Origin of the sequence: Thermus thermamylovorans, assembly GCF_004307015.1 — a bacterium.
GTDB classification, from domain to species: Bacteria; Deinococcota; Deinococci; order Deinococcales; family Thermaceae; genus Thermus; species Thermus thermamylovorans.
The window spans coordinates 22,594-33,698 of record NZ_SIJL01000013.1 but is presented as its reverse complement, the minus strand read 5'-3'; the positions used below and the strand labels follow the sequence as shown (position 1 = coordinate 33,698).

At 64.1% G+C, this 11,105-nt stretch carries 11 protein-coding genes; 2 read left to right on the top strand and 9 right to left on the bottom strand.

Annotated elements, in window-relative coordinates; all coding sequences use genetic code 11:
- On the top strand, positions 1–255 hold a 255-nt coding region (locus ETP66_RS09640; protein WP_130842425.1), incomplete at its 5' end, for a Uma2 family endonuclease.
- A 9-nt stretch (positions 256–264) separates the two neighbouring features.
- Here ETP66_RS09640 and ETP66_RS09635 read toward each other — a convergent pair.
- From ETP66_RS09635 to ETP66_RS09615, 5 genes are all read right to left on the bottom strand, one after another.
- Positions 265–1,407 (bottom strand): glycosyltransferase family 4 protein, encoded by a 1,143-nt coding sequence (locus ETP66_RS09635; RefSeq protein WP_130842424.1) that lies wholly within the window; start codon positions 1,405–1,407, stop codon positions 265–267.
- On the bottom strand, positions 1,407–2,210 hold the full coding sequence (locus tag ETP66_RS09630; protein WP_130842423.1) for a glycosyltransferase: 804 nt from the start codon (positions 2,208–2,210) through the stop codon (positions 1,407–1,409). Before ETP66_RS09630 ends, ETP66_RS09635 begins: the two co-directional genes overlap by 1 nt.
- Entirely contained in the window at positions 2,207–3,283 is a 1,077-nt protein-coding gene (locus ETP66_RS09625) for a polysaccharide pyruvyl transferase family protein (protein WP_130842422.1), read from the bottom strand. The genes ETP66_RS09630 and ETP66_RS09625 overlap by 4 nt, the downstream gene beginning before the upstream one ends.
- Positions 3,284–3,287: 4 nt before the next feature.
- Entirely contained in the window at positions 3,288–4,511 is a 1,224-nt protein-coding gene (locus ETP66_RS09620; protein ID WP_236630225.1) for a lipopolysaccharide biosynthesis protein, read from the bottom strand.
- Positions 4,512–4,577: 66 nt separating this feature from the next.
- Positions 4,578–5,903 carry a sugar transferase gene (locus ETP66_RS09615; RefSeq protein ID WP_130842420.1) on the bottom strand — a complete coding sequence of 442 codons (1,326 nt, stop codon included), beginning with the start codon at positions 5,901–5,903 and terminating at the stop codon, positions 4,578–4,580.
- Between the two features lie 471 nt (positions 5,904–6,374).
- Between ETP66_RS09615 and ETP66_RS09610 the strand changes: the two genes are divergently transcribed.
- Positions 6,375–7,373, top strand: coding sequence for an O-antigen ligase family protein (locus tag ETP66_RS09610; RefSeq protein ID WP_130842419.1), 999 nt, complete (start codon positions 6,375–6,377; stop codon positions 7,371–7,373).
- Positions 7,374–7,381: 8 nt separating this feature from the next.
- Here ETP66_RS09610 and ETP66_RS12560 read toward each other — a convergent pair whose 3' ends face one another.
- The 4 genes from ETP66_RS12560 to ETP66_RS09590 all read right to left on the bottom strand — a co-directional run bounded on the left by ETP66_RS12560 (position 7,382) and on the right by ETP66_RS09590 (position 11,099).
- Positions 7,382–7,756 (bottom strand): prepilin-type N-terminal cleavage/methylation domain-containing protein, encoded by a 375-nt coding sequence (locus ETP66_RS12560; RefSeq protein ID WP_130842418.1) that lies wholly within the window; start codon positions 7,754–7,756, stop codon positions 7,382–7,384.
- A 226-nt stretch (positions 7,757–7,982) separates the two neighbouring features.
- Entirely contained in the window at positions 7,983–9,842 is a 1,860-nt protein-coding gene (locus ETP66_RS09600; RefSeq protein WP_130842417.1) for a PilX N-terminal domain-containing pilus assembly protein, read from the bottom strand.
- 10 nt (positions 9,843–9,852) lie between these two features.
- Entirely contained in the window at positions 9,853–10,563 is a 711-nt protein-coding gene (locus tag ETP66_RS09595) for a prepilin-type N-terminal cleavage/methylation domain-containing protein (RefSeq protein ID WP_130842416.1), read from the bottom strand.
- Positions 10,560–11,099, bottom strand: coding sequence for a type IV pilus modification PilV family protein (locus ETP66_RS09590; RefSeq protein WP_236630216.1), 540 nt, complete (start codon positions 11,097–11,099; stop codon positions 10,560–10,562). The genes ETP66_RS09595 and ETP66_RS09590 overlap by 4 nt, the downstream gene beginning before the upstream one ends.
- Positions 11,100–11,105 lie beyond the last annotated feature (6 nt).

The following is an 11,105-nucleotide window of genomic DNA, read 5'->3' as shown; positions in this document are numbered from 1 at the left end:
TGCCTGGTGGTGGAGGTGCTCTCCGAGGGCACGGAGGCCACGGACCGCCGGGAGAAGCTTTGGCGCTACCGGGAGATTCCCTCCCTCCAGGGCTACCTCCTGGTGGACAGCCGCACCCGGCGGGTGGAGGGGTACTTCCGGGGAGCGGAGGGGTGGCTTTACCGGGTCTTTGAGGGGGAAGAGGTGGAGGTGGAGGTGCCCTGCCTGGGGGTGGGGATTGCCTTGGAGGAAATCTACAGAGAAGTGCTCCAGTAGGGAGCTCTTTTAGGCCGAAGGCCTGTGGCTTGTTTGGAGGAAGCGGTAGAGGCGGAGGGTGCGCTCCACCATCCCCTCGAGGCCCCACTCCCTGCTCCACGCCCGCCCCCGCTCCGCCAGCTTTGAGGCCAGGGACGGCTCCCGCAAGACCCCTTCCAAAGCCTGGGCCAAGGCTTCGGGTTCGGGGCTTTCGGCCACCAGGGCCAGCCCTTCCGCTTTCAGCCAGGGCCCGAGCCCTGGGGTGGGGGCGCTCACCACGGGCACCTCAAAGGCGAAGGCCTCGAGGAGGACGTAGGGCAACCCCTCGTAGGCGCTGGTGAGGAGGAGGGCCTCGAGGGCGGGCAAAAGGGGCCTGGCCTCCCGCTCTCCCAAGAGGCGCGCCTTCCCGGAAAGCCCTAAGGCTTGCGCCCGCTCCTCCACCGCCTTCCGCAGGGGCCCATCCCCCACCACCAGGAGCCGGGCCTCGGGGAGCTTCTCCGAGAGGCGGGCGAAGGCCTCGAGGGCCAGGAGGGGGTCCTTCTGCAGATCCAGCCTGCCCACGAAGCCCACTGCCCGCTCCCCCGGCCCAAGCCCCAAGGCTTCCCTGGCCCTTTGCCTCTCCTCCTCCGAAGGGGGCGTCACGCCCACCCCGTTCGGCACCACCTCCACCCTCCGGTACCCCAAGGCCTTCAGGGCCTCCGCTTCCCAAGGGGACACGGCGATGGCCAGGGAGGTGAGGGGGGCGAGGAGCCTCTCGGCCAAGCCGTAGAGGAGCCTCTCCGAGGGCTTTAGGAAGGGGGAGAGGGTGACCACCCCGTGGGGGGTGTAGAGGACAGGCACCCGGAGGAGAAGCCCCAGGAGGCGGGCCAGGGCCCCGCCCTTGGAGCTGTGGCCGTGGACCAGGTGGAAAGGTCCCTCCCGACGGGCGTAGCCCAGGAGGGTGCGGAGGGCCTCCAGGTCCGAAGGGTGGGGCTTGCGGCGCATGGGCACCTCCAGGAGGCGCACTCCCGCTGCCCGCAGGCGGGGGAGGCTGGAGCGGAAAGGCTCAGAAAGGCGCAGGGGGGAGTAGGCCAGGTGGACCTCGAGGCCCCTTTGGGCTAAGCCCGAGGCCAGGTCCGCCACGTGCCGCCCCGCCCCGCCCCCGCTGGCCTCGAGGACCAGCAAAACCCGCATCAGAGCCACCCCCTCCTTCCCGGCATCCGACCCTTCAGGGCTTGCACCCAAGGGGTGGGAGCGAGGAGGAGGACCAGGTTTTTAGCGAGGCCGAGCCAGCTTTCCTTCAGCCAGGGGTCGAAGTTCTCCAGCAGGATGCGGAGGCGGGTGAGGATCTGCCGCCTCCGCCTTCTCCCGCTGATCCCCTTGGGGTTCACCAAGACCTCCACCACCTCCGCCTCCAGGTTGGCCACCCTGTGCCGCCTGGCGATTCGCCAGAAGAGTTCAAAGTCCTCCGCCGCCGGATAGCGCTCGGAGTAAAGGCCCACCTCCCGCAGGGCCGCCGTCCGCACCATGACCGCCGGGTGGAGGAAGGGGTTCCTGGCGTGCATCACCCGCCGGATCTCCCCATCCTCCGTGGGGAAGCCCTCCCGGTGGGTTTCCCGCCCCTCGGGGTCCACGAAGCGGGCCTGACCCCCCACCAGGGCGTATTCCGGGTGGGACTCCAGGAAGCGGAGCTGAGCCAGGAAGCGCCCAGGAAGGGCGGTGTCCCCCGCATCCAGGCGGGCCACGTAGGGGTAGCCCCGCTCCAGGATCCAGGCCAGGCCGCGGTTGAGGGCCTGGGTGATGCCCCGGTTCTCCTCCAGGCGCAGGAGGAAGAGCCTGTGGGGGGGTGGGGGCTCTGGAGGGGAGAGGGGTGGGCGGCTCCCGTCGTCCACCACCACCACGTCCAGGGGAACCTCCTGGGGGAGGTTGCGGAGGCTTTTTGCAAGGCCTTCTCTGTCGTTGTGGACGGGGATGAGGAGGGCCACTTTGGGGGTCATGATTTCCCCCTTTCGGGACCCTGAGCGCTTAGAAGGAAACTTTGAATACTGGCAATCAGCTGGTGTTTGATCTGAAGAACAGCTTGAGGGGATGGGTTTTCCATGCTCGCCCAGTCAATGCTTCTCGCTTCCTTGGCAAAGGAGGCCAGATCGTAGTGGCGCAACAAAGGCAGCAATCCTTCAAAGCGAGGGTCAGATAGATTCCTATGTATGAACAAGACTGGAACCCCGAATCCGAGAGCCGGTAAAGCAACGTGAAGCCGAGAAGTGATTACGGCCTCTGACGAGGCAATTACAAACAGCCTGGCCATGGCGGCTGAGAGGCGATGGTGAAGAGTTATACCTCGTGCCAGCGTAGAGCGAAGTTTGTAGTCGAGTTTCTCCAAAGACCACTTGGGTAAAAAGACCTTGATCAGCTCCTTTGCCGCTCGATAAGGGCCGAAACCGGAGAGCTTCTTTAGGGCCGAATCTAAACCAGGGCTATGGCTATTGGAAATTCGGATGGCCTGATTGGTTAGGGTGCTAGGCAGAAGCTTTTCGGCTTCTGGTTCCAGGTCAGCAATGAGAATCTGTCCCTTTATCTTTGGAACTTTAAGAAGGTTTCCCAATGTAAGCGTTAGGCACCCGGAAAAATAGGCTGGGATGCTATACTCCTCCAGAACACGTTGGGTGAAGAAATCCCTGGTGCCAATGGGCGCAAAGCGCTTAAGGTAGGCGACCCCTTCCTCGCTGAGGACCCGCTCTACTGCACTCGGAGTTAGATGGAAGGACACGAACAGGGGTTCTATGGCTTCGGAAGGTGGCCAATTTTCCGGCTTGTGGGTGAACCAGCCGTTCATGATGACTTTGACGGGGTGTGGGCTTTTGTAGAGCTGCGTGGCATCCCTATCGATAAACGCATCCACCCGCGGTAAGAACTGCATGGCTGCAAGGGATTGGATGTCGTCGCCAACGTTCGTGGTGGAATGCACCAGCAACCCGTATAGATGCGGTCTACTGAACCCTGGTTCCCTTTGTGGTACCATCGCTCCCGGAACATTACTGGTTACATGGATATCCTTGTCGTAAGCCATCCCTCTACGCCCCCGCCCTATTCTGCCAGGGTAGACGCTTTGCCCTTGCGAGATAGCCCAAACGAGCTAAAGCGATCAAAGCGGTTGTCAGTACCTCCGTCCAAGCCATACCTAGGATTCCTAGGAAATGAGCGGATAAGGAACCGATAATGACGCTTAAAAAGACAGCAAGAAGCGCAATTCCGGCTAGAGGGCGGTCCATACCGTGCGGGAGCATCCATTGGGCGCCAAGAAAATGGGCCACGGCTGAGAGGGGCAAGATAAGGCTCAAAATGCGCATGATGCCGACACCCTCTGCGTATTTTCCGCCCAAAAGTAGAGGAACCAAGGTGGGAGCGGCAAGGTAGATGACTACCGTTCCTAAAAGACCTAACCCAACCATAACCCCGAACACTTGCCGCCCTAAGGCATTGCCCCTAGAAGAATCGGTTTGGGCAAGGTAAGCCAACCGGGCGGAAAACAACCGATTGAACGGTTCCCATGCAACTGTAAGGGGTTTGACCACCCTATCCACGGCAGCGTAGAGGCCCACTTGGCCCGACGGGACAAATAAACCCAAAATGAACACGCTGGCTGTGGCTTGCAACCCTGCCGCTATCCGGAACACGAACAGGGGAAGCCCAGTTTTCAGGAGAGCGGCTCCTTCTCGGGGAGATGCTAGGCGGACACCGATTTCTCCTCTTAAGAAGAGGATACCGATGGCGCTTGCCAGCAAGGTGGCTAGGGCGTTGAGAAGAAGCGGCAGATACGCTTGGCTCGGTTCCTTCACAAAGGAGAAAATCCCGAGGGCGGACAATGCGCGAGGCAAAACCTCCAGGAAGGCCACCATGCGCACCCGCTCGAGGCCCAGGAAAAACCAGGTAGGGTTTAGGCTAAAAGCGAAAGCCCATGCGGAGGCTGCTAGTGTGAGAGCTACCTGCCCTTTGAGCATGGGGAGGCTAAAAAAGGCAAGTATGCTCAAAAAGGTTGCGGGGATTGTAAGGAGAAGCCGAGCTGTCAAGGCACTAGCCAGAAGCTGTGAGAGGAACTCTTTTTCGTTGCGGTGTTTAGACACCTCTCTTGTACCCGAAAGGGCTAGTCCATACTCTAATAGGCCCTGCAAAAACAACGACAAAGCTTGGCCTGTTGCGTAAAGTCCGAACGACTCGGGCCCAAGCACTCTGGATAGATACGGGAGGGTTAGGAGGGGGAAAAGGACGTTCGTTGCCTGAATGCTGTAAAGGCCCATCAGCTTGCGCAACATCTGGGACCGAGGTAAGCGCCTGAGCGTTTCCAACATGCCTCAACCTCTGCTTCACCAAGCGCCTTCTCGTTTTAGCAGAGTGTAAAAGGTGCGGGCCAGCAGGTACAGGTCCAGCCACACCGACCAGTTCTGCACGTAGTAGCGGTCCAGGGCCACCCGCCGCTCGTAGGGCACCCCGTTCCTGCCGGAAACCTGCCAGAGGCCCGTGAGGCCGGGCTTCACCCTCAGGTAAAGCTCCAGGGCTTCTCCGTAGCGCTCAAGCTCCTCCTCCGTCACCGGCCTCGGCCCCACCAGGCTCATCTCCCCCTTGAGGACGTTCAGGGCTTGGGGAAGCTCGTCCAGGGAGAGGCGCCTGAGCCACTTGCCCACCCGCAGCACCCTGGGGTCTTCCCGGAGCTTCCTGTCCCGCGCCCACTCCGCCTGGGCCTCCGGGTTGGCCTCCAGGTAGCGCCGCAACACCTCCTCCCCGTCTTGGCGCATGGTGCGGAACTTGAGGGCGTAGAACCGCCTTCCCCCCTGGCCCACCCGCAGGTGGCGGTAGAGGACGGGCCCAGGGTCTTCCCGCCAGAGGAGGAGGGCCACCACGGGGTAGAGGAGGAGGAAGGGCACCAGGAGGAGTACCCCGCCCACCAGGTCCAGGGCCCGCTTGAGGAGGAGGTTTCCGGGCAGGAGGAGGTTCTGGCGCACCTCGAGGGCCCCCACCCCCCCCAGGTCCCGCACCTCCGCCCAGAGGAGGCCGTGCGGCCCTGAGGGCACCACCAGCACCCTGGGGAAGCGGTGGAGGAGGGCCAAGGCCTCCTCCCCGGAGAGGCTTCCCGCCACCAGGAGGGCGTAGGCCCCTTCCGGGCGGGAGACGGGCTTCAGGCCCAGGAGGGGAGCCTCCTGAAGGAGCCTCGCCAGGGCCTCCTTGCCCTCCCCGGCCACCACCACCCCGCCCCCCCACCAGGCCTTCCGGGCGAAGAGGTGGCGGAGGAGGGCCCGCCCCAGGGGGAGGAAAAGGAGGGCCAGGGCGAAGGCCAGGAGGAAGGAGAGCCGGGAGTAAAGGGGCCCCGACTTGGAGAGGAAGGCCCCGGTGGCCAGGAGGAGGAAGCCCAAGGCGGTGGCGGTGGCCAGGCGCCGGAGTTCCTGCGCCGGGTGCAGGCCCAAGGCGGGGTAGAGCCCGAAGGCCCCGAAGAGGAGGGGAAACCCCAGGAGGGCGGGGAGGAGGCGCAGGTAGAGGAGGGGATCGATGCTTCCCCCCGTGGCCGCCCGGAAGAGGAGGGCCAGGCCCCAAGCCAGGAGGAGGGCCAGGAGGTCGGCGAGGAGGAGGGCGAGGGCGGTGAGGCCCGGCAGGGGGCGGGTCCTTACTGTGGCGTGGCGTTCCCGAAGGGTGTCCATACCGGTTGGGTTCATCATACCCAAGCCCCTGGCCCCCTTCGAACAGCTCTTTGGCTGGTGGGGTTGGGCAAGGACGGCGGACCCCAGTCCTCCTGAGTTGGGAGCGCCCCTTTGGGTTAGAATGCCCCCATGTCAGCGGTTCGGACCTGGTTTTGGCCTGCCTTTGCCCTGGTGTATCCCTTTGTGGTTTGGCCTTTCACCCCTTCCTTGGAGGGGGTGGTGCGGGCCAAGCACTTTTTCGTTCTCGGGGCCCTGCTGTTGGGCCTCTTCTTGGAGTTGACCGCTCACCCCCAGTTGCACCTGAGGGACCTCACCCGGATGCCCGCCTTCTTGCGGCGGCACCCGCCCCTTGTCCTGGCCTTGCTTCTAGCCTTCTGGATGGGCTTGTCTACCGCTTTTTCCCCCCAGCCCGAGGTGGCCCTCACCGGTTCCCTGGCGCACGGGGGCGATGGGCTCATCTGGAGCCTGATGATGGTGGGGGTGTTGGTCTTGGGCTACCTGAGGGCCCTTGCCGACCCTGGCCTAGGGGAGCGGGTGGCCTGGGCGGTTGTGGGGGGAGCCTCCCTCCTGGCCCTGGGAGCGGGGCTGGAGGTGCTCACCCAGCGGGGTCTTTACTACCCGGCAAGCCCAGGAAGCCTGCCCCTGGTGACCTTTCCCGGCAAAGGGCACCTGGCGGCCTACTTCGTCCTGGGCTTCGGGGTGGCGGCGGGGCTGTACCTGCAGGGCAAGGGGAAGGCTTGGCCTCTCCTTGTGCTTCTGGGGCTTAGCGCTTTTGCCCTGGGCCTCACCTACAACCGGGCGGGGATGGGGGGCGTTGCCTTGGCGGCGCTTCTTGTGCTTTGGAAGGCCCCCCGCAAGGGGCTTGTGGTCCTCTTGGTGGCCGCCATGGGGATAGCATCCGGCTGGAAAGCCGTGGCCCTGGCCAACCCCGGTGGAGGCCGGGAGGTGGCCAGTGCCCACACCTTCTTTACCCGCCTTTACTTCTGGAAGGCAGCGCTTGGTGGGATTGCCGAGCGGCCGCTGTTAGGATGGGGTGGAGGAGTTTTCGAATCCTACTGGGCTAGTTATTTGTCCCATGAAGACAAAACCGCCTTCGTCCGAGAAGAGTTGGGAAGGGAAGGATATACAAAAGATTACATCCTACCTCCAGGGCCTGTTGTCTTCATTCTGCACGCCAACGGAGAAACCCAAGTTCTTCGCATCTATCTTTTTCGGGCTCACAACTTTATGCTTGAGATCGCCCTTAAATGGGGTGTTCCTGGCCTTGTTCTTTTCCTGCTTATCCTGGTTTGGTCCGTTTTAGCCAGGGGAGAGTGGGCTTTGCGCTTAGGCCTCGTAGCTCTATTGCCGTATTTGTTGATGTGGTTTCTGATGGCCGAATATGAACCCAGTGCTTATTTGGTCTTAGGCCTCCTTTGTGCTAAAAACGCTTCAAGGCCTCAGGCACTTGCCCAAGGCCTTGAAGGGTAGGCCGCTGCCTATTTGATTGTTACACCCGTGGAGTCGCCTGTAATTGTAAATGTTTTGAATCCCTGTTTATGCCGGATTTGAATCGTAAAAGTCTCTGCCGCACTCGCGGGATATGCCCCGGAGACAACGTTTACATCTTGACAAGATTTTGGGTCAAAAACCCCCACACTACTTGAGTCAAATTGGTAACTGCCTGTTTGGGCATTTTCTATCCTGGAGCCTTCCGCCACCAAAGCGATCGTCCGGGCGCACTGCAGGGCGGCGGCGTCGAAGGCCCGCCTGCGGGCCCCGATGAGGTTGGGGATCAGCACCGCCGCCAGGATGGCGATGATGGCGATGACGATCAGGAGCTCAATCAGGGTGAAACCTTTTGCGTTCCGCATACCTCTATCTCCTTAAGGTTTTCCCGCGCCTTCATCTATTGCGCGGCCATGAGTGCCTTGGGCCTATTGCCGACCTGCCTCCTATACCGCGACTTCCTACCTTTCTTTAACCCCGCTCTCACCTCCCCTTGGGTTGTATTCTCAGCGCTCCCCTTGGCCCCTGTCAACCCCCCCTTTTGGGGGGTCAGCCTCAGGATGGCAGGGGGGTGTGAAAGGGGTGTGAAAGCTAGCGGCGCTCATAGGAGAGCACGCGGAAGACGGGCTTGCCCCCCCTGGGCGCAGGCATAGCCAGGGGGCGGTTGTCCCGGGGGATGCGGATGTAGACCACCTCGGCGCTCTGGCCCGCGGCGCACCCGTCCTGGTTCCCGGCGCTGGTGGTGCAGAACTCCCGGGTGATGACCGAGCCAAAGAGGACGTTCTGCTTCACGATGCGGAAGATCCCGCCCGCGTAAAGGGGAGCCATCACCTGGCTGGCCCGCTGGTAGACGTTCCCCTCGGCCACCAGGCCCAGGGCGTGGTGGGGGAAGGTGGTCTGGCCCTCGGGATCGTCGGCCAGGGCTGCGAGGCTGGGGTAGAGCCGGCCGTTCAGGTCCAGGTTGCCCCCCTGGGTGCCCTGGCGCAGCACCGCCAGGGTGGCGGTGCGGGTCACCTGCCGCTCGCCCTCCACCAGGGTGTAGGTGCGGGCCCGGTAGAGGGTGGTGTCCTCGTTGTTGCCCCGGGGCTGCTGGTTCAAGACCAGGTCAAAGCCCTCCAGGGTCACGTGGTCGAAAACCTCCAGGAGGTTGGGGGCGTTGCCGGTGCCGGGAAGGTAGCGGAACCCGCCCCGGACCACCTGGCCTGTGGGGTAGGTGATGGTGTAGCTGCAGTCCACGGCCTTGCCGCCCAGGGTGAGGGTGTGGCCTGAGCGGCTCTGGTTCAGGGCGGCCCGGCAGGCGGTGGGGTCAGGGGGCACGATGACGCTATCCAAGGGCAGGTCAGCGAGGCTAGGCCAGCTGATGACGTGCTGGCCGTTGCTGGCGAACTGGATGTGCACCCCGCGGCGCTGGGCCTCCCCCACCAGGCAGCTAGCCCAGTTGCTGTAGCTGGTCCCAGGCCTTTGGCAAGCGGGGGGCTTGATCCTCTCCCAGGAGCTTCCGGTGGCCCGGAGCTCGGGGAAGGGAGGAGGGTTGGCGAGGTCGAAGGGGCCCGTGGCTTCGGCGCAGACGCCGCGGTTGTTCTGGCACACGTCCGTTACTACCCCGGTGATGTCGTTCCCCCCCCGGCCCACGAAGACCCCCTTCACCGGGTTGTCGGGCTCGCCGATCAGGGTGCTGCCCCCCACGGCGATGCGCCCGTGCTGCACCCGCAGGCTGGCGCAGAGGTCGTTTACCTGGCGGTACTGGGGGTCCACGTAGTCCCGCGCGCTGCCGTAGCCGGTGTTGAGGTTGTAGTGGTTGAGCAGGCTGAAGTTGCCGTTGCTTTCGATCACGAAATCGTTGGGCCTGTTGGGGTCGCCGGTGATGTAGATCCCCCCCCGGATGGTGGCCCCGCCGTTCAGCCAGCGGTTGGCCTGGCCGGTACCGGCGAAGATGGCGTAGTCCAGGTAGGCGGAGGTGTCCAGTTCCAGGACGGCCTGTACCGCGGCCCGCGCCCCGGAGGAGGTGCCCTGGGAGACCAGGAGGTAACGCCTGTTGCCCCCGGGTTGGACGATCTCGCGTAGCTGGACCGTGTAGCTGCCGATGGGGTTGCCTTGGGCGTCGTACACCGGTTCTGCCACCGCCAGCTCCATGATTCCCCCTCGGAAGTAGCTGTAGTTTCCGTTCCGTTCCCAGTCAAAGCCGGCGATGGTGGAGGAGTAGCAGGCGGGGCTGCCGCCCCCGGCCTCCTCGGGGTGTCCCACCTGCTCCCGCCAGGCGATCTGCTGGAAGAGGGCGGCCTTGTACTTCTGCAAGCCGGCCTCGGCGGCGTAGAAGGCCTGCACGGAGGTGGTGTCGTTACGGGTGACCCAAAGCTCAATCTGCGTCCTGAAGAAGGTGCTGAAGGCCAGGAGGGCGATGAGGACCAGAAGGGCCAGGGTGACCACCAGGGCGATTCCTTGGGACCGCATACCTTACCTCCTATTCCGGAAGGGGCTTGAGGTTGGGCATCAGCACCTCCTGCCTCAGGGCGTAGCAGGCCCTGCCCTGGGGGCAGGTGACCTCCTGGCCGGAAACGGTGGTGAGGGTGGCGGGCCCCGCCGCCCGCATGGGGGTGAGGGAGTAGCCCACCGCCTCCACCAGGGCGGAGCGGGGGTAGGCCTCGGAACCGCAGTCCGCGGGGGTGTCCACCTCCGCCCCGTCGCTGCAAAGGTAGCGGATGTCCAGGGCCAGGATGCCCTCGGCCAGGGGCTGGAAGGAGGGACTGGGCTGGGTGCAGTCGCTCCCCGAGGAGGGGGTGGCGTTCACGTCGCTGCGGTACAGGGTGTCCCCCTGGAAGCTGTAGTCCACCCGGCGGCAGGCCTGGCTTTGCTCTCGTAGGCTGGTTACGTAGTAGAGGCTGAGGGTGTCCTTGACCCCTCCGTCCGTTCCCACCAACACCGAGCCCGCGGGCAGGATGTAAAGGGCAAAAGAGCCACCGGAAACCCAGTGGGTGGCCCCTGCCATTTGCAGGTCGGCGGTGACCACCTGCATCACCATGCGCACCCGGTCCTGGAGTTCGCTCCGGGCCTGGGTTTCCCGGGCCAGCTCCGCGGTGCTGGTGAAGTAGCGCAAGGCAAGGGCCAGCAGGGCCGCCAGGAGGCCTAGGGCCACCAGTAACTCCACCAAGGAGAAGCCGGAGGACCTCCTCACCGGCCACCTCCTGGGGGCGGGCAGGGGGCGGGCTTGTCCTGGGTGGGGGAGGGGTAGACGTCGTAGCAGGTCACCCGTCGGCCCATGGTTACCCGGGGGCCTCGGTCGTGGGTGGCGGTGACCACTATGGTCACCACCCCTTCCCCCAGGATGCCGCCTTCGCCCGCGATGCGCCACTCCACGCTCGTGCTTCCCTCCTCCTCGGTTCCCGAGCAGTCCACCGGCCGCAGGTTGGCTAGGCTTCCTGACCGGATCTCCGGGGGTGGCCTCACGGGCTCGGGACAACCGTAGTAGTAGTCCACGAAGTGGAAGGACCGCCCGGTTTCGGGGTCGTCCCGGTAGCGAGGGTCACTGGCGATCTCGCTCCAGAGGACTTCCCCGGACTTGGCCTCCAGCACCCGCACCGCCGCGGCCTTGGTGTCGGTGGCGTAGCGGCTCTGCGCTGAGGCCCTGAGGTTGGCGACCTGGCTCATGAGGAGGGCCCCGAAGGCGATGCCGATTACTGACAAAGCGATGAGAACCTCTATCAGGGTCAAGCCTTT